This is a genomic window from Streptomyces sp. NPDC001351 (assembly GCF_042896045.1).
Taxonomy (GTDB): Bacteria; Actinomycetota; Actinomycetes; order Streptomycetales; family Streptomycetaceae; genus Streptomyces.
On the sequence record NZ_JBIAWS010000008.1, the window covers coordinates 150,667 to 175,324 of the forward strand.

Here is a 24,658-nt window from a genome sequence, read left to right on the forward strand (position 1 = left end):
AGGCCCCAGGCCAGGCGAACCCCCTTTGAACATCAAGGGGCAGGGCCTCGGCACGGGACGCTGCCCCAGAAGTGGGAGCGGACCTGTGTCCCAGACGAAGCCGGCCACGAACAAGCCGGCCACCCAGACCCGATTCCTCCGCCGCGGCATCTCCAAGATCTACTGGCTCAAGAAGGTCAGTACCCCGGAGCTGCCGTCCCGTACGGAGCTGTCCGAGCCCAACCGGTTCGACCTGACCAAGGCGGTCAGCGACATCGAGGGCTGGGCGCTGGAGAACGAGCCGATCGAGACTCCGGACATGGGTTCGACGTTCAACTCGTCGATCCCAGGCAACGACAAGGCCGACAGCAGCTCACTGACTTTCTACGAGGACCGGTTCTCCGACGCCGTCGAGCAGCAACTGCCCAAGGGCGCGAAGGGCTACGTCGTCTTCCTCCGCAAGGGCGACATCCCTGGCTCCCGGTCGGTCGACGTCTTTCCCGCGCAGGTCGCCACCCGCGCCGCGACGTACTCGACCGGGAACGAAGCGGCTAAGTTCAAGGTCGACTTCACCATCATCGACGAGCCGTCGCTCGATGCCCCGGTGCCCGAGGCGATCGCACCAGTCCCGCTCCCGAAGCCGGTCGAGGACTGCGACGACGACGAGCACGGCCACAGCGGCCACGACCACGGCCATGAGCACCAGCACGGTGGTGCGCAGGCCGACGTCACCGTGCTGCGGAGCATCGTGACCGCCGAAAGCGTCCACGAGCAGGTCGAGGACTGAGCATGTCGCGCCCTGCACCGGCCAAACGCACGTCCCCTCCCCGTGCGAGCGCGGAGGAGGGGGCGTGGGCGGCCAAGATGGAACGCCTTCGCCGCCGTGCCCTGCCGCAGAACAAGCTCCGCATCTGCGACGACGACCAGCTGAAGCAGCGGGTCGAGGACGCCGAACAGGCCGCCCGGCGGGCCCGCTTCCTCGCCGAGGCGAACCCCGACGACGAGCGGTCCGCCCAGCAGGTCGGCGAGGCCGCAGCCGCGCTCGAGACAGCACGGGCCGAGCTGGACGACGTCTCCGACTTCCTGACCTTCCTCGCCCTGCCGCGCCCGGTCCTGGAAGACCTGATCGCCGAGCACCCGCCGACCGAGCAACAGGCCGAAGAGGGTTCGCTGTTCAACCCCGACACCTTCCCGCCGGCGCTGATCGCGGCGGCGTCCTTCGACGGCATGAGCCAGGACGAGGCGGCCGAGCTGCTGGCCACCTGGTCGGCGCCCGATGCCGGGCTGCTGTGGGAGGCGGCCTGGTCGGTGCAGCAGGAAAGCCGGGTGGAGCTGGGAAAAGGCTGAGCTGCGACGCGCAGCTGCGGGCCGAGCTGGAGCTGTGCGAGCGATACCGGATCCCGCACTCACAGTTCCTGGGCGGCGACGGCCGGTGGACGCCGCTGGACCGGGCCAAGGCGCTGGCGTGGGCGCAGTGGCAGCGGTCGGTGTGCCCCGAGTGCCACACCCGGCTGGAGGAGTGGGACGACCAGCGCGGCGGTGACCCCCACGCCTACGTCACCGACACGCTGCGCTGCCCCGGCTGCGAGCTGATCGAGCAGGAACGCGACCACGTCCCCCATGACCGCTCCGGTTACGGAGTGAAGATCCAGCTCCTGCCCCGCGCCGAGTACGAGCAGCGCCCCTGAACAACTCCCGCACGATGTAAGGAGGGCCGCCTGCGGTGGCCGGGTTCACCCTGACGGTGGCGATGCGCGCCGAGGTCCGCGACCTGATCGCGGGGACTCGTGCTGCCTCCGGCCAGATGCGGACCTTCGCCGACCGTACGGATGCCGCGAATCGGTCTCTGGCTCGCCTTGACGTCAACGGTGCACGGCTGGCTGGCCAGTTCGCCGCGCTCAACCGCTCCGCCCGTACGGCGACCGGCGAGCTGAATCGCATCTCCGCCCGCGCCGCGGCCGCGCGGGCCAGCCTGCGTGCTGTTGGGGACGACGGCACCCGGTCGATGTCGCGCCTTGAGCGTGCGGTGGCCGGTGCGGGCCGACGCGGCATCTCGGCCACCAGCCTGCTGGCGGGCGGGGGGCTGCTGCTTGGCGCGGGCGAGATGGTCGAGGAGGGCAACCGCTACCAGCGGCAGATGAACCTCTTCCGCGCAGTCACCTCCGCCACCGCCGCGCAGATGAAGCGTGCCGGGGTCGTCGCGCAGGAACTCGGCGCCGACCTGAGCCTGCCGGGTGCGACGTCGGCGGATGCCGCCGAGGGCATGGTGGAGCTGAGCAAGGCGGGTTTCCGCGCCGATCAGTCGATCGACGCCGTCCGCGCCTCCCTCCAACTCGCCTCCGCCGCCGACGTCAACGCCGCCACCTCGGCCAAGTACTTGGGCGACATCATGGATCAGTACGGCCTCAGTGCTGATCAGGCGTCCAAGGCGTCGGACACGCTGGCCGCCACGGCGAACTCGGCGTCCGGTTCGATCACGGACATCTACTACTCGATGCGCTACGCCGGGCCGGTCGCCAACGCCCTCGGCGTCTCGCTGCAGGACACCGCGGCCGCGGTCGGCATGCTCGGCAAGAGCGGCATCCTCGGACAGACCGCCGGCACGAGCCTGCGGGGGATCTTCGCGAACCTAGCCTCCCCCACCCCGCAGATGCGCAGCGCCCTGAAGGACCTGGGGATCGACGCCTTCGACGCCCAGGGCAAGTTCCGCGGGCTGCGGATCGTGATCGATGGCCTGTCCAAGGCCGAACACGAAATGTCCCAGCGGGACTTCGCGGCCGGTGTCACCCGGGCCTTCGGCAAGCCCGCCCTCAGTGGGGCGGTGGCGCTGGCGCACCAGGGCACCGCGTCCTTCGACGACCTGTCGATGGCCGTGCGGCAGACCGGCGCTGCCGCGGCCATCACGGCCTCGCGCGGTCAGGGCCTGTCCGGCGCGATGGTGCAGCTGCGCACCCAGGCGCGGCAGACCGGGATCGCCCTCTACCAGGGCATGGCCCCCGGACTGGAGTGGGTGACCCGGCTGCTGACGCGCGGGATGGCCGGGGCGACGCCCTACCTGACGACCGCGCTGGAGTACGGCCGCCATCTGGCCGTCCTGTACGGGCCGGAGCTGAAGGCGAATGCCTCCTCCGGGCTCGGCGGTCTCGTCGACGAGGCGAAACGTTTCGTCAGCCCGCTCAAGGAACTGGGCGAGGACACGCTCGCCACGGGCCTGAACCTGCTGATCAACGCGGCCGAGACCCTCGGCCAGGTGCTGCGCCATGCCGCCGATGGCGCGCAGCCCATCGTGGCCGCGTTCGCCGGCCTCGGCGAGGACGGCGGGGCGGCGGCCGGGACGCTCGACATCATCGCCGCCGTCGCGAACCTGGCCATGGACGCCGTCTCCGGCCTTTCCCTCGTCCTCGTGCCGATCGGGCATCTGGTCGGCGGGCTGGTCACCGCCTTCGGCGCGCTGCCCGCCCCGATCCAGACCGCCGCCCTGGCCATGCTGCTCTTCCGCCGCGTCCAGCCGACCCTGACCAGCATCGCGACGACCGTGTCCGGGCCGGTGCGCAGCGGGTTCCAGAGCTTCGCGCAGCAGATGCGGGTGCAGCAGGCCCTCGCCGCCTCAGCCGGAGTGTCGCTGTCCCGGTACGGGGCCGCGTGGGCTGCCCTCCAGGCCCGTGTCGGGTTCCTCGGCACGATGACGGCTGCCTTCCGCACCGCGAACGGCGCCGGGACCACGTTCTCCGGCACCCTCAACGGTCTGTCTCGCGCGGCCGGTTCGGGTCTGCGCTCCGCCCTCGGCGGCATCACCAACGCGCTCGGCGGCCCGTTCGGGATCGCCATGGCCGGGGTGTCCGTCGGGCTGGGGCTGCTGGCCGCCCGGCAGCAGCGTGCGGCTCAAGCCGCGGCCGAGCACCAGCAGCGGATCTCCTCGCTCACGTCGGCGCTGCGCGAGTCGGGCGGGCAGATCGACAGCAACGTGCGCCAGCAGGCCGCCCAGGTCCTGCTGGACACCAAGACCAGCCAGGGGCAGCTGACCAAGGTTCTGGACCAGGCCGGCGTTCCGCTCGCGACGCTGACGGATGCCTACCTCGGGCAGGGCACCTCGCTGGAGTCGCTGCAGAAGCAGCTGCTGGCCACGGCTAACGCTCACCGCGCGTACAAGGACGTGGCGGCTGGCAAGGCGTCGGTCCTCGACTACACCGACGTAGGCCAGCAGTACAAGGACGCCGCCGATGCCCTGGGCAGCGTCAAGGGCGAGATGGCCGAGTCGATCAAGAACGCCCGGGAGCTGGCGCAGGCCACCAAGGGCACCGGGGACGGCACGTCGGCGTACGACCGGCTGAAGGCCGCGGTCGGCGGCCTGGCCGACGAGACCGCCGACGCCGACACCCGCACCCGCTCCCTCAAGAGCGCCCTCGACCTGCTCTCCGGCGGTCAGATATCCCTCCAGGCCGCCGAGGCGAAGGTGAACAGCGCCGTCCTCGACCTGCAGGATGGCAGTAAGGGCGTCAATCGCCAGCAGGGATACGGCAGTCGGCAGCTGGTCAACCAGGACAAGACCCTCAACACCACCACGCGGAACGGTCAGCAGCTCTACACCCAACTCACCGCGCTCTCGGATGCGGCGGCCGATGCCTCCGTGGCGACCTATGACCTGGCCCAGCGCAACGGCGAGACGCTTCCGGCGGCGCTGGCCAAGGCCCGCGAGCAGATGAGCCGCGCCCGCACCGAGGCGATCAAGGCGGCCCAGGGCTACGGCCTAACCCGCGCCCAGGCGGAGGGAGTGGCCGACAGTCTCGGCCTGCTGCCGTCGAAGGTGTCGCTGCTGCTGCAGACCAAGGGCATGGACAGCACGCTCGCGAACCTGATCGCGGTTCAGGCCGAGTTCCACCGGCTGCCCAACGCCAAGACGATCAAGGTGGACTCGCTGAGCGACGGCGCGCAGGCCAAGCTGCGCGAGCTCGGCTTCACGGTCAAGACGGTTCCGGGCACCCGCCAGATCAAGATCACCGCGCCGACCGCTGCCGCCCGTAAGGACCTTGACGGGCTGGTCGACAAGCTCGGCCGGACCCCGAACAGCAAGAACGTCCGCGTGTCCGCGCCGAGTGCCGCGGCGATCAAGAGCCTGGATGCCGTCGAGGCCAAGATCCGGGCGACGCCCGGCGCGAAGTCCGTCATCGTGCGCGCGCCGACCGCGCAGGCCCGCAAGGAGCTTGCGGCGCTCGGCTTCCGCATCGAGAAGGTGCCCGGGTCGAAGAACGTCCGGGTGACCGTCCCGACCAGCGGCCCCCGCAGGGCGGCGGACGCCATCCAGCGGCGCATCGACGCACTGCGCGGCAAGCAGCTGACCGTCACCACGCGCCACGTGTCGATCTTCGACACCTTCCAGGAGCAGAACTCCAACACTGCCGATGCCCTGCGGCGGCAGGCCGAGAACCTTCGCAAGCGGGCCAACAGCCATGCGGACGGCGCGGTCGTCGACTACTTCGCCGACGGAGGGGTCACCGGACCTCGCGGCCGGGAGCAGCAGGTCGCGCAGATCGCTCCGGCCGGGAGCTGGCGCATCTGGGCGGAGCCCTCCACCGGGGGCGAGGCCTACGTGCCGCTCGCCGCCTCCAAGCGCGAGCGCAGCAAGGCCATCGTCGAGGAAGTCGTCGGCCGCTTCGGCGGGCAGGTCGAGTGGTTCGCCAACGGCGGCGTACGCGGCAGCCGGGACTACAGCCCCGTGCTCGCCAGCTCCTTCAAGCAGGCCCGGACCGCGGACGTCATGGCCGGGGTCGTGCGGGCCTTCGACATCCGCACCGGCAACAACGCCGCCCGCACCCGCGTGGTCGACGCTCGCGCCGGCGGGCGCGTCCAGGTCGTCGTGGTCCGCGAGCAGCAGCCGCTGATCGGTTCGATGCCGGTCACCGTCACAGACAGCTCCGCCACCCCCGAGCAGATCGGCACCGAAATGATGCGCAACCTGCGCAACGCCCAACGGGGCGGGAGGATTTGATGACCACAACAGCGAAGCAGTCCCCGCCCATCGAGCTGGCCCCATGGCAGTACGAGATCGGCGGCGTCGTCCTCGGCCGCGGGACCCGTATCCCGGTCGGCAACATCGAAGGACTCGGATCACCCGCCACCCGTCCACAGGACGTGGACAACCCCACGGGCGACGGCACCTACCCGGGCCAGGACTTCTACGGTCCGCGCACCCTGCGTTTCGAGGCCGGCATCAAGACCCCCGGCGACCCCGCCGCGGCCGCCGACCTGCTGGCCCGCCTGGAGCTGGCCGTCGACGACCCGGCTGCCCGGACCCGGCCTGAGGGACGGGCGGTGCTGCGGGGCCGCTGGCCCGGACACCGCACCCGCCGCCTGTACGGGCGGCTGCGCCGCCTGGAGGCCACCAGCACCGCCAACGCGATCAACGGATGGATCCCGCTCGACATCGAGTTCGCCGGTCTCGACCCGCGCTGGTACGACGACGAACTCTCCCAGCTCACCCTGGGCCTGGACCAGGCCGCTCGGCAGGGCGCCGACCGCACCGCGGACCAGGTCCTGTGTGCCCCGCCGGACTGCGGCTCCGCAGCCCCGGACGACCGGCCCGGATGGATCACCAACCGCGGCAACGTGTCGACCTGGCCCAGCCTCCGCATCCACGGCCCGGTCACCAACCCGCGGATCTGGAACACCGTCACCGGCCGTGTCCTCGAACTCGGCCTGTCGCTGCGAGTCGGGGAGTGGGTGGAACTGGAAACCAGGCCCAGCACCTGTTGGGCCCTGCGCAACGGCACGGTCAACGTCGCGAACGACCTCACTCCGCCTTCCCGCCTCGATCTTTTCGCCATCCCGCGGGGCCGCTCCGAGATCGGCTGGAGCGGCGATGACCCCACCGGTACCGCGCGCCTCGACGTGTCGTGGCGGTCGGCGTACACCGCACTGTGAACGGAGCACCAGTGACCCTTGTCCAACCCCCGATGATGGTGCGCGGCGGCCGCCACTCCGCCCGCGCGATGCGCCTGCTGATCCGCGACCTCGCCCGCGGCCGGCAGGGCGTCGCCGCAGCCGAAGACTTGAAGGTTCGCCCCCTGGAGGCGCCCGGGCCCGGGGTGCGCGTCGGCGACGGAGCGGCGCTCGTCCACGGGGTACGCCCCTGGCAGGGCGCCTACACCCAGAGCAACGTCGGCGACGCGGTCGTCGACGTCCCGCCGACCGGGCCGTTCGCCCGCACCGACCTGCTCGTCCTGCGCGTCGAGGATCCCGAGTACGAGGGCGAACGCAACCCGCGCACCGAAGACATCGGCTACTTCCACCTCGTCAAGGGCGTGGACCAGGACGCGACCGCGCTGCACGGGATGACCGCGATACCCCTGGCGCGCATCACCCTGCCCCGCAACACCGCCGCGGTCACCGCCGACATGATCACCGACCTGCGCCGGCTCGCCAACCCGCGCACCGAGCGGACCCTGCACACTGTTCACCCCACCGACCAGGAGAAGGTGCCCGCCCCACACGGCCAGTGGGCGCACTGGCCCAAGGAAGCCGCCTGGGAGGTGGACATCCCCGCCTGGGCGACGAAGGCCACCATCGTGATCACCCTCTCCGGCCTGCGCGCCGAAGCCGGCAACATCTACGCCGAACTCCGCACCCGGCTCGGCGAGCACAACGCCGAGCCGACTGTGTTTGACGACGACGGCACCACCACAAGGCGCTCCAGCGTGATCCTCGCCGACAGCCTCACCGTGCCGCCCGCCTACCGGGGCACCCGCCAGCACCTGGCCGTGCAGATCAATCAGGTCGACAAGTACGGCGACGGCGACCTCACCGTGGCCAAGGGCACCACGGTGACAGCCGACATCCAGTTCACCGAAAGCCCGGTGTGATGGCCGACTACCGCTACATCCTCGCCCGCGCCGCCACCGGCGACGTCCTGCACTGGAACCTGCCGCTGACCGAGGTTGAGTTCGGTCCGGAAAAGTCCGGGCCGGGCTCCTTCCACGCAACCCTCAACCCGACGTTCCGCCGTGCGCTGAGCGACATGCTCGACGACGCCGGCGACACGGTGATCCTCGTCGAGCGCAATGCGCGCCTCATGTGGGGAGGGCTGCTGTGGCGGGCCGAACCGGAAGGATCCCAACTCCCGGTCGAGGCCTCGGGCTTCACCAGCTACCTGCACCGCCGCTTCGACCTGCACGGCAACCTCAACGGCCGCGGCCCCTACATCGAGGCCGACCCCTGCCAGGTCATCCGCGACGTCTGGGCATACGCGCAGGAGCAGCCCGACGGCGATCTCGGCGTGGTCGTGGACGACACCAAGTCGACGGCGACGGCCGGCACCGCGAAGGACCCCTACACCACCTCCAAGACGGACCCCCGCAACCTCGGGGAGATCGTCGACGAGATGGCCGACATCGATGACGGCCTGGAATGGACCGAGACGGTCACCTGGGCCGGGCGCCGCGCCGAGAGGCGCATCGTCCTGGGCGCTCCCCTGCTCGGCCGGCGTCGCGAGGACCTGACCTTCACCACCAGCGCCAACGTGACCGGTGAGCCGCACGTGATCAAGGACGCCGACTCCTACGCCCAGTGGGTCGTCGGCCTGGGCGGTGGCGAAGGCAGCAAGCGCAAGGTCGTGGTCGACGGCGTCCGCAACGGGCGGCTGCGTCTGGAACACAGGCTGGAGACCAGCGAGAAGGACGAAGCCAAGCTGAAGCAGCGCACCCGCCGCGAGCGGCTGGCCCGGCAGATCCTGCCCACGCTCACCGAGCTGGAGATCACCGACCATCCTGCCGCCCCCATCGAGGCACTGCGCGTTGGCGACGACGTCCGCATCCGCCTGCACGAACCGCACACCGCCTACGACGGCTGGAACCGCATCACCGGCTGGACCGTACGCCCCGGCGAGGGCGAGACCCCCGAGCGCGTGACGCTGAAGCTGGAACGCACCCTCAAACCGGAGGAGAGCAGCGACGAGACGGGGGAGGCTTAGAGATGCCGGACACGATCGCGGAACTCGCGCGTCGCATGGCCGCCCTGGAACGACGGGTCGCCGTCCTGGAGCGGGCCCGGCGCGCACCGTACCCGCCGTGGCGCGACCTGCCGCTCACCGGCAACACCGCCGTCCCCGACACCTCACAGCCGCCCCAGCTCCGCGCCAACCCGTGGAACACACTGGAATTCAGCGGCCGGATCGGCCTACCAGGCGGCCGGGCGCTGGACGAAACAGTCATCGCCTTCCTGCCCGAGGGCTACTGGCCCGCCGTGCCCCGCACCGTCGACGTAGCCTCCGACGCCCTCCGCCGGGAACTCCACCTCGACATCACTCCCGAGGGCCAGATCACCCTGCGGGTCCAGGACGGCGGCAGCGTGAGAGCCACCTGGCTCAGCCTCGACAGCGCCTCGTGCCGGATCGACAGCGAGGATGAGGAGACGTAGAGGCTGTACACGAGGGCGGGAGGCCGTCCTGTGTGTCTTCCTTTGCCCGTGGGTGCCGGGTGGTCTTGACGGCCACCCTGCCTGTTCATCAGCACATGCCGATGTCGAGATCACCGTTGTCGAGGTAGATGGGGGTGACGTAGCCGCTCACGCCCGTCGTGTTGTCGGTGATGTACGTCCACTGGTCGTCGTACCCGACGAAGCAGTGCTTGGTCACCGAATGGCCGCGATATCCGAGCCCGTTCACCGAGTAGCCGGTGCCGGGCCCGCTGTGGATCCGTACCCCGTCGTCGTTGAACGAGTCCGCGACATCCGACGGACGCTGCGCCGCCGTGATCGGCCCGGCCGCGGCCGTCGCTGTGGTCGCGACAGGCATGATCAGCGCGGCGGCGAGCGCGGCACCGGCGGCTGTACGGGTCACTAGTTCTCGCACGATGTCTCAGCTCCCCCTACAGCGCGCCGACGTAGCAGCTGACGACGTAGCCGCTCACGCCGGTGCGGTTGTCCGTGATGTAGTCCCAGGCGTAGGTCTGGCCGATGCCGTTGCCGCAGTCCTGCACCCAGTCGCCAATGGTGTAGCTGTGCACGGTCAGGCCATCACCAGGGTTTCCGAGGCCGTTGACGCCGGAGCCGAGGGTGGGCTGCTGGTGGATACGGACCCCGGTCGAATTGAAGTCGGACTGGGTGTCGTCCGCGAAGGCGTGGGATGCCGTCGCCCCCGTGGTGAACAGTGCAACGGTGGCCAGGACGGCTGCCGCCATGCGCTTACGCATCTGCATGATTCCTCCCGTTTCTTTCTGCCTGGTGAAGGGGGAGCTTGACCGTCCCCTGCGCGGTCAGGCTCAGCTCTCACGTGTGCCCACCCGCATCGTGGAACGCAGGCAGTTGAAGGGGGAACCTGAGAGTTCTCAGGGTGACTTGGGCATCAGGCGAGCCTCTGTTCGCCCCTTCGGCGGAGCGCGGCTGACCATGCCGAAGGCCGGTGAGCGACGCACACCAGGTCCCCAACCTGCAGATGGTCGATGGCCTCCCGGATACGATGACGACTGGGTGACCCTCCACCCCGTGCTTCGCACCCAACTCCCGAGGGACCGACCCGCACCAGCGAGGATCGGCCGACTGCCATACGGCGCAGGGGAGAAGGCGAAGCGAGCGTGGCAACTCCGTTGAGCGCGGACAGGTTTCTGTCCGTGCTGAAGCACGCGGGCCTCGGCGTCGTCGAGCATGGCGCGTGGCGTACCCACAACCGCAACAGATACGGCAACTGGGGCCCCGTGAACGGGGTCATGATCCACCACACCGGCCCGTACTCGTCCGAGGCCGACATGGTGGAGCAGTGCCGCGTCGGCTACCACGACCTCCCCGGCCCCTTGTGTCACGGCGTGATCGACCGGTCCGGGACGATCCACCTGGTCGGCTACGGCCGCACCAACCACGCCGGCATGGGCGACACCGACGTGCTGCTCGCGGTCAGCGCGGAGAAGAAGAGCCTGCCGCGCGACAACGAGGCCGACACCGACGGCAACCGGCACTTCTACGGCTTCGAGTGCATCAACACCGGCCATCAGACATGGCCCGCGGCGCAGTTGGATGCGATGGCCCGCGCTGCCGCGGCCGTGTGCCGCGCGCACGGCTGGAACGAGCACAGCGTCATCGGCCACAAGGAGTGGCAGCCCGGCAAGCCGGACCCGGGCGGCATCGACATGGACGACTTCCGCGCGCGCGTCGCGCGCCACCTCGAGGGCGACGGTACGACTCCGGGCAAGCCGAAGCCCGCTCCCAAGCCGAAGCCGTCGCCCAAACCCACTCCGAGGCCGGCCCCACGGTACGCCGCCTTTCCCGGCAGGGCCTTCTTCCACGCCGGTCGGTCCTCGCCGGTGATCGAGGCCATGGGAAAGCGGCTGATCGCCGAAGGCTGCGACTCCTACGACACCCCCGCGGGCGCGGTGTGGAACGACGCGCACCGCCGCTCGTATGCCGCCTACCAGATCAAGCGTGGCTACCGCGGCCCTGACGCCGACGGCATCCCCGGCCACGCGACGTGGAACGCGCTGCGCGTCCCGCGCCAGGCCAGCACGACCGAACCGACGACGACCCAGCCCGAGAAGGAGACCGATCCCGTGCCGCAGGCCCTCGCCGACATCGCGGAGCGCACCGCGGCCACCTACGTCCAGTCGTTGCTGGGCCTGATGGCGGCCTCTTCGACCACCGACCTGGTGTCGCTGTCGGCGTGGCAGGCCGCCGCCGTCTCCGCTCTCCCCGCCGCCCTGTCGGCGCTGAAGTCCACACTCGGCACGGCACTCGGCCGCACCGGCACGGCCTCCTGGCTGCCGGGCAAGCACGACCCGGCCACCCCCAAGTACTGACCGGGAGCCACTCGTGCCCGAGGGAGAGATCGCACTCGCACTCGCCGAACTGCGCAGCGCCCTGGAAGTCGGCCTAGCCCGTATCGACGGCCAGTTGGCGCTGCTCGTGCAGCGCAACGAACAGACGGACAAAGCAGTTGAGGACCTGGAGCAGCGGGTCACTGCTCTGGAGAAGGGAAGGTGGCCGCTGCCAACAGTCGCAGTGCTGGCCACCGTCACCGCGGTGGCGCTGACGGTATACGGACTGATGAGGGGCTGAAACGAAGACCCGCTGCACGGCGAGGAATTGTCAGACGGCCTACTCAAGGAGACACCGAGCCCCTCGGAGTGGCTGCGGCGTCTGTGCCCGTCCGGGCAGAAGAGTGGCCCCCGCCTGGGCGAGGGCCACTTGGCCCTCTTGGAGAAAGACCACTGCCTACGGTAACAGCGGCCATCGTGACGCCGGTCAACGCGGTGTGGCTACGCTCATGCGCCGGCAGGTTCAAGAGGACAGCGGAGGACAGGGCGATGCATCGGCTGAAGCCGTATCTGGTGGGGCACCAGGAGTTCGCCGCCCTGTACGGGGTCGCGCCGCAGATGGTGTCGCAGTGGCTATCTCCCAGCCGCAATGTCCTGGATCCAGCGACCGCCATCGTCGTTTCCGGGGTGCGCTACTGGCCGCTGGGGTTCGCATGCCGCTTCGGCACGACCACCGCCCGGCCGAAGCAGCTGAACGTCCGCTACAAGGAACGGCTCATTGCGGAGCAAGGCGAGGGCTGGGAGGCCGACTCACGCGACCAGCTGCCGCCGATCGTCGGTCAGCAGGAGATCATGGAGCTGTTCCATCTGCCGTCGCAGGGCACCCTGGCCACGCGGATCGCCGCGGGCAACTTCCCGCAGCAGGACTGGCTGCTGTCCGGGTCGGGGCTGTGGCTGCTGGACACCGTGCTCGGTGCGGCGCCCGGGCTGCGGGCGAGCGCGCGCAGCCTGTCCTGGGAGGTCGACGAGCAGGTGGTGAAGGCTCTACGCGAGGGCACATACGACGGCCCGGGATCGAAGGTCCTGACGCGCGGGCGGCACGCGCGAAAAGGCCTCTGACCTGCGCAAATACTGTACACAGACCTCGAACACGAGTAAGATATAGGCATATCTCCCCCTCAAGGGGTTCATTCGCATAGGAGGTAGATGTGCAGTTCGTGCAAACGCCCGCCGGTGACGGCGTCGCCGTCATGGAGGCAAAGGAGGTCCTGGTCGTGGAGCTGGCCCTGTCGCGCTACGTACTGGAGCATCCAGACTCCCACGTCGCCGTCCGCATGCTCGCGGACGTCTCCCGCGCCAACGAGGAGCGGGAGGCCCGCATGGAGGACCTGGCGGAGGGCGCCGCCTCCCCTTGACGGGCATTGAGTGAAGTCGCCGCCACCGTAGCGGGGTTGATCACCGGCCATCCAAGCTGCAAGATAGGTGCCATTCTTGCAGACGTCACCGAGAGGTGGGGGTATGGAGGGTGTCCAGGACGAGATCCCGGGGCTGGTGATCCACACCGTGCGGCATCCGGACGATCAGGCGGCCACGATCCAGGCGCAGTTCGAGGCGTTCCACCGGCTCAACCCCTGGGTGCTGCGCGCGCTGGAGAGCCTGACCGCCGACTACCTCAGGCGCGGCGCCGCACGTGTCGGCATCGGGATGCTCTTCGAGGTCCTGCGCTGGCGCTACGCCACGGCCACGGAAGGCGACGAGTTCCGCCTCAACAACAACTTCCGCTCCCGCTACGTGCGGCTGCTCATCGAGCGCCACCCGGAGTGGGGGCCCGCGTTCGAGGTCCGCGCTCTGCGGACCGACTGAACCAACCCTCTTGGAGACGAACGACCCATGAACCAGCCACCCGGACAGGACGGCGGCGACAGCCAGCCGACCGCCCCGCCCCCGCCGAGCACCGAAACGCTGCCCGAGCGAACGGTCAACCAAAGTGCCGTCGCGCTGCGCGCCGACCAAGTCGAGTTCGACGCACGCCAGGTGGGCGCCCTGGCGCTGATCAGCCCCGGCCTGCAGCAGGCCCCCCGCGCGCAGCTGGCAGTGTTCTTCCACTACTGCGTGCGCTCCGGTCTCGACCCGTTCGCCCGCCAGATCTACATGATCGGCCGCAAGAACAAGGGCGAGGACCGCGAGGACAATCCGGTCAACTGGACCATCCAGACCGGCATCGACGGCTTCCGCACCATCGCCCACCGGGCGGCCGAGCGGACTGGGGAGCGCATCTCCTACGAGGACACCGTCTACTACGACGCCGACGGCGGCGCCCACGACGTGTGGCTGGCACCGGTCCCGCCCGCGGCCGTGAAGGTCACCGTGCTGAGGGGAGCCAGCCGCTTCCCCTTCATCGCCCGCTGGAGCGAGTTCGCGCCCGAGTACTGGGACGCCAAGCAGAGCAAGTACGTCGTCGCCAAGATGTGGCGCCAGATGGGCTCCCACATGCTGCGCAAGTGCGCCGAGGCGGGCTCCCTGCGCATGGCCGCCCCGCAGGACCTGTCCGGCGTCTACGTGGACGAGGAGATGGCCCAGGCCGACGCCGAAGTCGTGGCCGGGGCCTCCGAAGAGGCCACCCGCAGGCTGCGCGAGGCCGCCGGCCTGGAGACGGGCGAGGCCAGGAGCGATGCCGTCCAGCCCAGCAAAGACACGGCTACCGAGGAGAAGCAGCCCCGGCCACGCAAGCGCACCCCGGCCCGGCCGAAGAACGAGCCGGGCGAACCGACCGCAGGCGACAAGCCTGCGCCGCACCGTCCGCGCGCCACCGGCAAGAAGACGGCTACCGCGGCCCGTAAGCCATCGGCCACGTCCTGAACCACCCGGGGAAAGACCATGACCAGCACAGACCTGCAGAGCCAGATCCTGACCGTTGCCCGCGCGTCCCTGTCCGCACGAACCCGCTGGGACGAGATGCCGGAACTCCTCGTCTTCAAGCGCCACAGCGACACCGGCCTGACCGTCCAGCCGCTGCCCATCCCGGACCTGTTGTGGGAGTTGTTCCATCCCGCCGAAGTGATCGTCGCGTCGGCCAGGGCAGCCCGCACCACGACGATCGCCGCCGAAGCGGACACGGTCGCCCTGGCTTTGCGCAGCGAGGGGTTCTCCATCACTCCTGACACCAGCCCCCAGGCGGCCGAAGCCATGCGCCGCCGCATGGCCGGAGGTTCGGCTCCCCGCAACGAGGACATCCCCGGGCGGATCGAACAGCGGTGGATCAACGCCGTCGACCGGCATGGCCAGCAATACCTCGTGACCGCCGACCGGCTCAGCGACGGAAAAGCCACAACAGCCGTCGGGCATGTCCTTTCCCCTGCGCAGCGGTTGACCGGCTCCATCCAGACGGCTCTGGAGGCCTTCAGCGAGGCCGTCTGGCAGCGGCCCACCGAGGCCGCAGCACCGCGCCCGTCGGGAGCCCACCAGTGACCCTCACCCAGGAGCGGCCCGTCAGCCTGTGGCCTGCAGCGCACGCGGCCGACGCACGCCGCCCCCGCTCCCGGCAGACAAAGATCGGCGCGAGCGACACCGTGTGCGCACGCCGTGCCGGCTACCTCCTGCACGGCCGCACGCCGACCGACGGCGGCGAGAAGCGCAAGGCGATCCTCGGCACCTGGCTGCACGAAGGGGCACTCGACGCCGTCCGTGCGGAGTATGGCTGGATCATCGAGCGCCGCGTGGAGGACGACTTCATCCGCGGGCACATCGACGCCGTCCAGCTCGACGGCCGCACCGCCCTGCGGCTGCCAAAACGGCTGCGCCCCAGCCTCCCGGCCGAGGAGGTCACCGTGGAGGACATCAAGACCAAGAGCACCTTCCAGTGGGACACCATCCTGCGGCGCGGGGCCAGCGACGCCGAGCTGCGCCAAGTCCTGCTGTACGCCGACTTGTTGCGCACCGAGGGGTTCGCCGATATCGACGGCCAGCGACAGCTGGCCCGTCTCGGCCCGCTGCCCGTGGGTCGCATCCGGTTTAGGTTCATCAACCGCGACTCGGGCGACGACCACGTGCAGGAGATGCCCTTCACCGCCGAGCGGGCCAGCGGCGCGCGCTGGTGGGTCCAGCAGGTACGGGCTGCGGAGACGCCCGAGGACCTGCCGCGCACCTTCGCCGGGCCGGGCCTGTCCGTGGTCTGCGACAACTGCCCCTTCAAGACGGCCTGCTGGGGCCCGACCGTCGCCGGCCGGAGCCCGCAGAGCCTGCTCGTCCACGACGACGCCGAGCGGGAGCAGGCGCTGGCCGAGTACGTCGAAGTGTCCGAGCAGATCAAGCCGCTCAAGGACCGGCTCAAGGAACTGCGCGCGAAGCTCGACGGCTCCGAAGAGGGCGTGTACGGCGGCAACGTCCTGTCGTGGAGCGGCGGCAACCCGACCAAGGTCGACGACGTGGACGCGATGGTCACGTTGTTCCGGCAGGCCGGGGTGCCGGTGCCGATGGCGCCCGACACAGTGGCGATGAAGGAACAGCTGAAGGCGGCCGGTATCCCGGCGCCGGTGCGCCTCGACCATGAACGGCGCACCACGGTGAGCATCAACGTCACCGTACGCAAGAAACCCTGACCTGCACCCCAGGCAAGGGGCAGGGCCCGATGTAGGCCCTGCCCCTACCCCAGTGCGGCCCATACCCGGACGTGACATGGAGAAGTGCCGGTGAGCATCCAACTGATGGTGGTGGCGGCCTACCTGCCGAAGGAGGTGATCAACAAGACGCAGAAGCTCGTCCTCATGAAGATCGCGGACTCCGCCGACGACCAGACCCGCCTGGCCCGTCCCGGCCTGGACCGGATGACGGCCTGGGCAGGCGTGGGCGCGAACCAGGTCATCACGGTCGTCACCGAACTCGTCGGCCTGGGCCTGGTCGAGCGGACCGAGATCGGCCGGGCAGGGCGCCGCGCGGAATACCGCGTCTTCCCCTACGGTGTGCCGCCGATCCCGTCGACCGAGGAGCTGATGGAGCGACGCAGCGCCTCGCAGCGTGCGCCGAGAAACCCCCGCCTGGCCCGGCAGCCGTCACCGCGGGGCAAGCCGTCGATGGCAGCCCGGACCCGCGACGATGTGTCCGCCCGCGAAACAGCGCGCGCAGCCCCGGCAGCCCGGCACGAGCCAGGGTTCCCCCAGGGGAACCCTGGCGATGGACAAAAGAGGGTTCCCCCAGGGGAACCCAGTGGGTTCCCCCACGGCGACCCAGTGGGTTCCCCCAGGGGAACCCCTTCTCTTCCTCCTTCTTCCTACAGCCTTCCTAACCCCCCTACCCCCGCGGCGGGCACCGGTGGAGAGGGGGAGGAGGACGAGCAGACCGGGCAGCAGCCGGCATCCGGCTGCCCTGCGCATCCGCAGCCGGTCGACGGCTGCCGGGGATGCGGTACCAACGCACGCGCCCGGCGCGAGCAGGCCCAGCGCGAGGCCGCCGAGCGGGAGCGCATGGCCCAGCGGGCGTGGCTGAGAGAGTTCTTCGCCGAGCAGGAGCGGCGGGTTGCCGACAGCGATCCCGTGGCGCTGGAGATGGCCCGCCAGCGGACGCGCGAGCTCGCCCGCCTGGGCCGCGCCCGGCGCCCCAACTCCCTTGACACATAGGCGGCTTCAAAGATCGCCATCATTGACGCCCCGACGTATGCGAATAAGATATAGGCAATAAGTTCGAAAACCCCTTCGGACTCAACCTCTTGGAGATCACATGAACGCCGCCGCAGAGCGCGAACCCGCAGAGACGGCCTACATCGTCGTGGCCGAAGCCATCCACGGCCGCCCCGCCACCCCCGTCCTCAGCAAGGGGCTGTTCTGCTCCGTCGAGTGCGCCGGAGTCGGCGTGTACCAGCTGACGCGCTCGCTCAGCTCCAGCGAACAGGGCGCAGCCGTCGTCCTGCGCCGCCACAACCGCCCCATCGGCTACGTCGTCGCAGGCGACGGGCGGATGTGGCAGGTAGAGGCCCATTCCGTCGACGCACTGCCCGAAAGCGTCTGAACGCACGCCCCGAGATAGGTGCTACCTCTGCAATCACTGACGCCTTTACGAGGTGTCGTAGGCCATACCCCTCTTGGAGACCCACATGACCACCCTCGCGGCATTGCCCGACCACAACCTCCGCAACAACCCACTGTGGCTTGAGCTCTTGCGCAACTACTCGCACGTCATCACGCCGCTGCGCTACCTGGGCTGGACCACCGACATCGACCTCACCGACGCGTTCTGCATCCGTGCGGACCTCGCCGACGGCACCGAGCTGACCATCACCTCCGAAAACGGACTGCCCCGAGATCCCGCAACGGTGACCGGCTGGCAGGTCGTGCGCCGCGACGTCAAAGACCCGACACGGCACACCGTCCTGTACGACTCCCTCCCCGGCGGCCCGCAGCGCCACAGCCACGCAGGGCTGATGCCGATGTTCGGGCGCATCGAGGCGATCGACGCCCGCCAGCCCACGGTCTGGATGACCACCTCGGCCACCTACAGCGCCCCCTACGGCCTCAACACCAACCAGGGCGGAGCCATCGAGCCGCCCGGCATGGCCGTCGCCCGCTACTTCGAGTGGTGCCAGCACCTGACGGCCGGCTCGGGCTACCAGCGCGTCTGGGAACGGCCCGAAGCCGACGGCTACCCGCTCGCCCTCCTCGAGAAGGACGGCCACATCGCCACCGTCCGCGTCACCCGCAGCACGCACACGGAGGGCGCGTGATGGCCCTGCACTACCTCAGCGGCGTCGAACTGCTGCGCCGCGCCGACGAGGCCAAGGCCCGCGCCCTGTACGCGGATGTCATCGAGGCCCTCGAACAGCACTGCACCGACGTCAGCGTGGACTGGCCCGGCAACGAGCTGACCATCACCGTCCCGCTCACAGACGACGGCGAGCAGTACGTCGCCATCTCGGGCCGCACGTCACTGGACTGGCACTCCGACCGCAGCGAACTCGGCGGCTGGCGGGCCCAGCACATCGACAACACCCACGGCACGGCCAAGGTCATCTACAACACCACGACCGGCGAGGGCGAACCACCCGGCGACCTGTCCCTCGAACCTCTCGCCGAGGAGGTCGGCGCCTACGTCAACGGCTGGCGCGATGCCCGCTGAGAGGCGCGACCGGTGATCTGGCTGCTGATCCTCCTGCTCCTGGGCCTTGCCGCGTTCATCGCCCTCGGCATCGAGGACAGCCGCCACCACCGCGCGCTCGGCGCACACGACCAGACCTGACCTGACCTGACCCACAGCCGCCCGACCCGATCTCGGGCCGGGCGGCACGAGCACCCTTGGAGAAGACCCCGTTGGCCCGTGCCATATGCCTGCTCTGCGGAGCGGGCGGAGACGGAGCCGGCCTGCGCGAGGCCGGATTCGAGGTGATCCTCGGCATCAACCACTGGCAGACCGCCGTCGACACTTTCGAGATCAACTTCCCCGGCGCGGCGGCACGCTGCGCGGACATCCAGAACTACCCCATGCGCTGGCTGCCCAAGGCCGCGCTCTGCTGGGCCTCGGTGATCTGCACCGAGATCAGCCCTGCGGGAGGCAAGAAGCGGGCGCCAGATCCCGCACAGGAGGCCCTCTTCGAGGAAGAGGAAATGTGGCGCAACGTCCCCGAGGAGGCGTTCGAGAAGACACGCGTCACCGCCTGGTGCGTGCTGCGCGCAGCCGAGGCCAAGCGGTTCCCGTGCGTCGTGGTGGAGAACGTCGTCGAGTTCGTCAAGGACTGGCCGCTGTTCCCCGACTGGATCAGGTGCATGAAGAAGCTCGGCTACCGGGTCCAGATCGTCTCCGTGTCCTCCGCGCACATCGGTGACGACACCAACCCGTATGCGCCCCAGTGGCGCGACAGGATTTATGTGGTTTTCACCCTGGAAGGCGTCCGCCGCCCCGACCTCGCGCCGCGCCCGCTGGCGTACTGCATGGACTGCGGGCGCGACGTCAAGGCCCGCCAGACCTGGTTCGACCCCAAGGTCCGCGTCGGCAAGTATCAGGAGGACTACAACTACCGCTGCCCGAACACCCGTTGCGGGCGTGCCGAGGTCGAGCCGTACGTGCGGCCCGCGTCCGACATCATTCTGTGGGACGACATCGGCACGCGGATCGGCGACCGCGCCAAGCCGCTCGTGCCCAACACCATGGCGCGTATCGAAGCGGGCCTGGCGAAGTTCCCGTTCGAGCCGAGCGTGGTCACCCTCAACCACGGCAAGGACGGCACCGACCGGGCCTTCGCGCCACGCCGGCGGCCGATGCCGACGCGCACCGCCAAGCTCGGCGAGGCGCTGCTGGTACCGGTCGGCGGCTCCTGGAACGACACCGCCGCGCGTGTCGATGCGCCCATGCGCACGCGCAGCACGCGCGAGAGCGAGGCCCTGGTCACCATCGATCCGGCCCCGTTCATCGTCGAGTACCGCAACAACTGCGACGCCGCCCCCATCGACAACCCCCTGTCGACACTGGCCACGGCCCGCCACCACGGCCTGGTCGTGCCCGACGGCATCGCCGGGGACCGCTCCCGCAACACCCTGGTCATCCCCTACCGCAAGGGGAACGCCGCCAAGACCGCCGGCGTCCCGCTGCACGCGATGTCCACCCACGACTCGGCCGCCGTCGTACGCACCGCACCGGCCATCGAGGACTGCTACTTCCGCATGCTCCAGCCGCGCGAGCAGCTGTCCGCGCAGCGGTTCCCGGACACCTACAAGGTCGTCGGCACCAAGGCCGACCAGACCATGCAGGCCGGAAACGCGGTCACCGTCAGCGTTGCCCGCTGGATCGGCGAACGCCTCATGCCCGTTCTGGCCTGAACCACCCTCTCTGGAAGAAACGGAGAACACCGTCATGACCCCCGCCATATCCGATCAGTTGGGCGTCCTCGCCCAGCAGCGTGAACAGCTCGATGTCGAGCGGCGCCGCATCCAGAAGGCGTACTGCCTGGCCGTGCTCGACCACATCACCGCCAAGGTGCGCCACGCCTGCCCCGAGGCCGCCTACGTCGGCGTCGCCTACAACGGCACGACACGGGATGTGGACCTGCTCGGCGTGCTCGGCGAGCAGACCAGCCCGCTCAGCGGCCTGCCCTGGCTGTGGGAGAGCAGCGACGAGGAACACCCCCTGGCCGAGATCGCCGCCGACATCGAGGCCGATGTCCAGACCGCCCTTAAGCCCTACGACTCCCCGGCCTGGGCCACCATCCGAGCCAACCGGGCCAGCGACGGAAACCTCTGGCTGGTCGAGCTGCCCCCAGTTGACCGGGCGGCGCGCATCGCCCAACTGGTGCGCGAGAGTCACCCGCAGGCCACGGCCGTCGTCGTGGACGGGCGCGGCGTCGGCGGCCGCGTCATCGAGGTGGTCGAAGGCGTCGACGAGGACGGCGCCCCCATTCGACTCCGCCCCCGCTGGACGGGCGAGTGCGACGACGTCCTGAACCGCCTGGTCGCTCAGATCTTCGCGATACCGGACCTGGCGGACCGTCATCTCGTGCACGCCCAGGACCGCTACCGCCATCGCTGGTGGAGTGGCACCCGCGACCTCGCCTGGGTGATGCCTCTGCCGCCGGCCGAGTAACCGCCCTGGACCAGCACCCGATGAGCGACACCGGGTGGGCCAGCAGGGCGCCATGCGCCGGGGACATGCGTTTCACCCCCGGCGACGCCTCCGACGACCCGGAGGCCGTCGAGGACCTGCTCAGACGGCCGCACCTTCAGGACCTGCTCAAGGTCTGCCGGGTGTGCCCGTTCAGAGCCGAGTGCATCAGGCTCGTGAGGCCCCGCGCCTCCCGGTTCGACGGCATCAGCGGCGGGCGCCTGTGGTTCAACGGCCAGATCCGCGCCACCTGCGAGAGCGCCGACCCCGGCGAACTCGCCGAAGGCGCCTCGCCCATCACCCACGGCACCGAGTCCGGTGCCCGCGCCCACACCCGGCGCGGCGAGCGTGCCTGCTCCCTGTGCCGCGAGGCGGCACGGATTGCCCAGGCCCGCCGACGCGAACGCAAACATCCCTCCGGCCCGTAAACGCCCCGTCAACCCCCTCATGGAGAAGACATGTTCACCATTAAGGCGGACGCCCTGTCCGCCGTCCTCGACCAGGTCATCCCGCATCATCTCGACGTCCGTGACACCGGTGGCCTGGACGTGGTCGTCCTCGACTGCACCCGCGGCCATCTCCATGCCGTCGGTGCAGGAGCCAGCACGCTCGCCATCGCCCGGACACCGATCGAGAACACCGCGTTCTGGACGGCACCCCTCGACTACGACGAGGTCAGCGTCCTGCGCGCATGGCTGGACACCTCCGACCACGTCCACGTGGAGCACACCGTCGAGGGCGGCCGCCCGCTGGTGCGCTTCGCCGAGGGTCCGGCACAGATCACGATGCCTGTGGTCACCGACGCACCCGAGTTGCCTTGGCGCACCATCCTGCGCTTGGAAGCCCAACCGCGCCTCGCTGCACCGCGCGTCATGCGGATCAGCGCCGCGGACCTCGCCCTGTGGGAGAGCACCGGCAGGGACATCGAGATCCGGCCCGCCGCCGGGATGGCGGCGTTCGTCGTCACCTCTGGCCCGGACTTCATCGGCGTCCAGCTGCCCCGGCCCGAAGCAGCGGACGGGAAGGCGCTGGAGGGGGACGCGCTGGACGGCTGGACCGCGTCCCTGCGCACGCGATGGTTCCTGTACGAGGGCCTGCCCTACGAGATGGGAGCAAGCTACGCGGACCGGTGGGGGATGGTGTGGCGCATCCTCGTCCGGCCCGAGCCGGGGCAGGAGCCCATAGCCGTCACCGCCGACCCGTCCGGCTCTGCACTGCCCCTGTCGGCGGTACTCGGCGCCGGCGGGCCCCTCTTGCGCATCACCGACTGACCTCAACCAAAAGATAGGTCCCACTAGTGAAACAGATAAGTGAAGTCCGGGGTAGGTGCGGCCCGGACAAGGAAGTCGACCCCGAGAAGGACGGAGACCTCGGGATCAATCCCCTGCCGCCCGCCTGGCGTACCGCCGCAGATCAGACCGCGCTGGCAGTCCAACTGCCCAGTCCTGCTTATGAATTGAAGGGAAACCTGTGAACAAGGCTCAGCTCATTCAGGCCGTCGCCGACAAGGGCGGCCGCCACCTCACGCCCACCGAGGCGGTAGAGATCGTCCTCGACGTCATGGTGCGCGCCGTCGCGGCAAACGACCCGGTGTCGGTCACCGGTTTCGGCACGCTCCTCCCGCGCCACCATCCCCAGCGTCGTGCGCGCAATCCCCAGACGGGCGAGACCGTGACCGTCAACGCCGTGCGGGTCGTGAAATTCCGCCCGGGCGTGCGCTTCCAGGACCTCGTGGCGGGACGCGCAGACATGCCTGAATCCGGCAACTGCATCAAGAAGGCCCCCAAGACGCCCCGCCCGTAACCCCGCACACCACGCCGCCGCCCCGGTGTGCGCCGGGGCGGCGGCCGCCCGAAGGAACCCTTTGATGAACCACCCCGTGGGAACCGAGATAGAGGCCACCGCCCAGTGGCTCGAAGCCCATTCCGCCGCCGGCGCCGCCACCGTCCTGCGCCGCGTCGCCCATCAGCGCGACCGCTCGCGCCAACAACTCGACGTCACGCTCGACCGCCTTCACCGCTACCGCTCGGCGTGGCAGTCGGCGCGAGGGCGCGCCCAGCGCCGCGCAGCCGAAGTCGCCGAACTGTCGCAACAACGGGTCGAGACGGAGTACCCGTTGAGCGGGCGGGCGCGGCCTGCGGCTCAGCCGGTGCAGAACGTCATGCGCGACAACGCCCTGATGCGTATCGACCTCGCCCGTTTCCAGAACCTGGTCGAACGCGCAGGCTGGATGGCCGACAGCGAACCGCGCCGCCTGTGGCGCTGGCGCAACGGCTGGTGGGAACTGGCCCACCGCAAGAGGAATCCCAAGGACGGCTACACCGACACCGGCTGGTACCTGTGGGGGCCTGCCGAAAGTCACTTCGGCACGTGGATCGCGCCGGGGAAGGCCGACGCGACGCGCGAAGCCGACCGGCTCATCACCCAGCACCTCGCCACCGTGGCGGAGACGGAACGGTGACGGCCCAGCCCGAAACCATCCCCGGCCGAGATCGCCGAGCGCGCCGGGACGGCGGCAAGACGGCGCCGCTGCAGAGCGCGCCCGTCACCCTGCCAAGCGTCCAGGGCAAGGGGCAGTGGCAGCCGCGCGTCTTCGGCCTCGACCTCTCTCTGACCTCCACCGGTATCGCCGGCGCCGACTGGGCGCTGGCCGCCCGCCCCGGACGGCGGCGCGGTCATGAGCGGATGGACTGGCTTCTGTGCAGCATCGGCCTGTGCCTGAAGGAGGGTGCCGACCTGGCGGTGGTCGAGGGTGCGGCGTACGCGCAGGGCGCGCAGGCCGGACACCACGAACTAGCCGGACTGTGGTGGCAGGTCACGCAGTACCTGTGGCGCCAGCGCATCCCCTACGCCGTGGCCAACCCCCACCACCGCACCATCTACGCAACCGGCCGCGCGAACCCGGCGCAGCATCTTCCTCGCAAGGAGCGGTCGCGGGTGGCCAAGGGCATGGTGCGCGCCGTCGCCGTGGAGCGGTACGGCGTCGCATGCGACGGGCCGGGCCGCTACGACCAGGCCGACGCCACGATCCTCGCCGCGATGGGCCTCGACTGGCTCGGCTACCCCACCGTGCCGGTGCCCGACACCCACCGCCGCGCCCTCGAAGCCGTGCAGTGGCCAGACCTGATCCCGGCGTCCGCCAATTAAGGAATTGAATTGCGGAAAATGAATTCAAATTCGGAGGGGTGGATATTGCTTTTGGGGTATTTGCCATTAAGATATAAGTAATTCATTTCCCCACGGATTGGGTGCAGAAAATGGCAGGGAAAGAGATCGTGGCACCGGCTTCGGAACACCCCTTCGCTTACCCCTGGTGCCGCAGCCACGACATCCGCTGCCCGCAGTGTGGGGCGTGCGCTTGCGACCACGCC

General features: G+C 69.9%; 29 protein-coding genes. 27 read left to right on the top strand and 2 right to left on the bottom strand.

The window, feature by feature from the left end:
- Positions 1-85: 85 nt before the first annotated feature.
- From ACFY1U_RS28740 to ACFY1U_RS28775, 8 genes are read left to right on the top strand one after another with little or no spacing between them, the layout of a single operon-like run.
- Positions 86-766 (top strand): hypothetical protein, encoded by a 681-nt coding sequence (locus ACFY1U_RS28740; RefSeq protein WP_390697008.1) that lies wholly within the window; start codon positions 86-88, stop codon positions 764-766.
- A 2-nt stretch (positions 767-768) separates the two neighbouring features.
- On the top strand, positions 769-1,326 hold the full coding sequence (locus ACFY1U_RS28745; RefSeq protein WP_390697009.1) for a hypothetical protein: 558 nt from the start codon (positions 769-771) through the stop codon (positions 1,324-1,326).
- Positions 1,269-1,667 carry a hypothetical protein gene (locus ACFY1U_RS28750; RefSeq protein ID WP_390697010.1) on the top strand — a complete coding sequence of 133 codons (399 nt, stop codon included), beginning with the start codon at positions 1,269-1,271 and terminating at the stop codon, positions 1,665-1,667. Before ACFY1U_RS28745 ends, ACFY1U_RS28750 begins: the two co-directional genes overlap by 58 nt.
- Positions 1,668-1,702: 35 nt before the next feature.
- Positions 1,703-5,965, top strand: coding sequence for a phage tail tape measure protein (locus tag ACFY1U_RS28755; RefSeq protein ID WP_390697011.1), 4,263 nt, complete (start codon positions 1,703-1,705; stop codon positions 5,963-5,965).
- Positions 5,965-6,897, top strand: coding sequence for a hypothetical protein (locus tag ACFY1U_RS28760; protein WP_390697012.1), 933 nt, complete (start codon positions 5,965-5,967; stop codon positions 6,895-6,897). Before ACFY1U_RS28755 ends, ACFY1U_RS28760 begins: the two co-directional genes overlap by 1 nt.
- 11 nt (positions 6,898-6,908) lie before the next feature.
- Positions 6,909-7,835, top strand: a complete 927-nt coding sequence (locus ACFY1U_RS28765; RefSeq protein WP_390697013.1) for a hypothetical protein — start codon at positions 6,909-6,911, stop codon at positions 7,833-7,835.
- Positions 7,835-8,941 (top strand): hypothetical protein, encoded by a 1,107-nt coding sequence (locus ACFY1U_RS28770; RefSeq protein WP_390697014.1) that lies wholly within the window; start codon positions 7,835-7,837, stop codon positions 8,939-8,941. Before ACFY1U_RS28765 ends, ACFY1U_RS28770 begins: the two co-directional genes overlap by 1 nt.
- Positions 8,942-8,943: 2 nt before the next feature.
- On the top strand, positions 8,944-9,387 hold the full coding sequence (locus ACFY1U_RS28775; RefSeq protein ID WP_390697015.1) for a hypothetical protein: 444 nt from the start codon (positions 8,944-8,946) through the stop codon (positions 9,385-9,387).
- Between the two features lie 88 nt (positions 9,388-9,475).
- On the opposite strand, the gene ACFY1U_RS28780 is transcribed toward ACFY1U_RS28775, so the two are convergent.
- Together ACFY1U_RS28780 and ACFY1U_RS28785 are read right to left on the bottom strand one after the other, a co-directional pair.
- Positions 9,476-9,820, bottom strand: coding sequence for a hypothetical protein (locus tag ACFY1U_RS28780; RefSeq protein ID WP_390697016.1), 345 nt, complete (start codon positions 9,818-9,820; stop codon positions 9,476-9,478).
- A gap of 16 nt (positions 9,821-9,836) precedes the next feature.
- Complete coding sequence (locus ACFY1U_RS28785) at positions 9,837-10,166, bottom strand: hypothetical protein (RefSeq protein WP_390697017.1); 330 nt, start codon at positions 10,164-10,166, stop codon at positions 9,837-9,839.
- Between the two features lie 375 nt (positions 10,167-10,541).
- On the opposite strand from ACFY1U_RS28785, the gene ACFY1U_RS28790 reads away from it, so the two are divergent.
- From ACFY1U_RS28790 to ACFY1U_RS28880, 19 genes are all read left to right on the top strand, one after another.
- Entirely contained in the window at positions 10,542-11,753 is a 1,212-nt protein-coding gene (locus tag ACFY1U_RS28790) for a peptidoglycan-binding protein (protein ID WP_390697018.1), read from the top strand.
- Between the two features lie 13 nt (positions 11,754-11,766).
- Complete coding sequence (locus tag ACFY1U_RS28795) at positions 11,767-12,012, top strand: hypothetical protein (protein WP_390697019.1); 246 nt, start codon at positions 11,767-11,769, stop codon at positions 12,010-12,012.
- Positions 12,013-12,260: 248 nt separating this feature from the next.
- A complete protein-coding gene (locus ACFY1U_RS28800; RefSeq protein ID WP_390697020.1) occupies positions 12,261-12,830 on the top strand; it encodes a hypothetical protein in 570 nt (189 codons plus the stop codon).
- A gap of 89 nt (positions 12,831-12,919) precedes the next feature.
- Positions 12,920-13,126 carry a hypothetical protein gene (locus tag ACFY1U_RS28805; protein WP_390697021.1) on the top strand — a complete coding sequence of 69 codons (207 nt, stop codon included), beginning with the start codon at positions 12,920-12,922 and terminating at the stop codon, positions 13,124-13,126.
- 103 nt (positions 13,127-13,229) lie between these two features.
- Positions 13,230-13,574, top strand: coding sequence for a hypothetical protein (locus ACFY1U_RS28810; protein WP_390697022.1), 345 nt, complete (start codon positions 13,230-13,232; stop codon positions 13,572-13,574).
- 27 nt (positions 13,575-13,601) lie between these two features.
- Positions 13,602-14,570 (top strand): recombinase RecT, encoded by a 969-nt coding sequence (locus tag ACFY1U_RS28815; protein ID WP_390697023.1) that lies wholly within the window; start codon positions 13,602-13,604, stop codon positions 14,568-14,570.
- An 18-nt stretch (positions 14,571-14,588) separates the two neighbouring features.
- Entirely contained in the window at positions 14,589-15,179 is a 591-nt protein-coding gene (locus tag ACFY1U_RS28820; protein ID WP_390697024.1) for a hypothetical protein, read from the top strand.
- Positions 15,176-16,309: a PD-(D/E)XK nuclease family protein gene (locus ACFY1U_RS28825; RefSeq protein WP_390697025.1), complete on the top strand. Its 1,134-nt coding sequence runs from the start codon at positions 15,176-15,178 to the stop codon at positions 16,307-16,309. Before ACFY1U_RS28820 ends, ACFY1U_RS28825 begins: the two co-directional genes overlap by 4 nt.
- 90 nt (positions 16,310-16,399) lie before the next feature.
- A complete protein-coding gene (locus ACFY1U_RS28830; protein ID WP_390697026.1) occupies positions 16,400-17,323 on the top strand; it encodes a helix-turn-helix domain-containing protein in 924 nt (307 codons plus the stop codon).
- Positions 17,324-17,423: 100 nt separating this feature from the next.
- Positions 17,424-17,711, top strand: coding sequence for a hypothetical protein (locus ACFY1U_RS28835; protein WP_390697027.1), 288 nt, complete (start codon positions 17,424-17,426; stop codon positions 17,709-17,711).
- 85 nt (positions 17,712-17,796) lie between these two features.
- Complete coding sequence (locus tag ACFY1U_RS28840) at positions 17,797-18,423, top strand: hypothetical protein (protein WP_390697028.1); 627 nt, start codon at positions 17,797-17,799, stop codon at positions 18,421-18,423.
- Positions 18,423-18,815 (top strand): hypothetical protein, encoded by a 393-nt coding sequence (locus ACFY1U_RS28845; RefSeq protein WP_390697029.1) that lies wholly within the window; start codon positions 18,423-18,425, stop codon positions 18,813-18,815. Before ACFY1U_RS28840 ends, ACFY1U_RS28845 begins: the two co-directional genes overlap by 1 nt.
- A gap of 191 nt (positions 18,816-19,006) precedes the next feature.
- Positions 19,007-20,509, top strand: coding sequence for a DNA cytosine methyltransferase (locus ACFY1U_RS28850; protein WP_390697030.1), 1,503 nt, complete (start codon positions 19,007-19,009; stop codon positions 20,507-20,509).
- A 34-nt stretch (positions 20,510-20,543) separates the two neighbouring features.
- A complete protein-coding gene (locus ACFY1U_RS28855) occupies positions 20,544-21,269 on the top strand; it encodes a hypothetical protein (protein ID WP_390697031.1) in 726 nt (241 codons plus the stop codon).
- Positions 21,270-21,334: 65 nt separating this feature from the next.
- Entirely contained in the window at positions 21,335-21,715 is a 381-nt protein-coding gene (locus tag ACFY1U_RS28860; RefSeq protein WP_390697032.1) for a hypothetical protein, read from the top strand.
- A 30-nt stretch (positions 21,716-21,745) separates the two neighbouring features.
- On the top strand, positions 21,746-22,558 hold the full coding sequence (locus ACFY1U_RS28865) for a hypothetical protein (RefSeq protein WP_390697033.1): 813 nt from the start codon (positions 21,746-21,748) through the stop codon (positions 22,556-22,558).
- 199 nt (positions 22,559-22,757) lie between these two features.
- On the top strand, positions 22,758-23,090 hold the full coding sequence (locus tag ACFY1U_RS28870) for an HU family DNA-binding protein (RefSeq protein WP_390697034.1): 333 nt from the start codon (positions 22,758-22,760) through the stop codon (positions 23,088-23,090).
- A 64-nt stretch (positions 23,091-23,154) separates the two neighbouring features.
- Positions 23,155-23,748, top strand: a complete 594-nt coding sequence (locus ACFY1U_RS28875; RefSeq protein ID WP_390697035.1) for a hypothetical protein — start codon at positions 23,155-23,157, stop codon at positions 23,746-23,748.
- Entirely contained in the window at positions 23,745-24,434 is a 690-nt protein-coding gene (locus ACFY1U_RS28880; RefSeq protein WP_390697036.1) for a hypothetical protein, read from the top strand. The genes ACFY1U_RS28875 and ACFY1U_RS28880 overlap by 4 nt, the downstream gene beginning before the upstream one ends.
- Positions 24,435-24,658 lie beyond the last annotated feature (224 nt).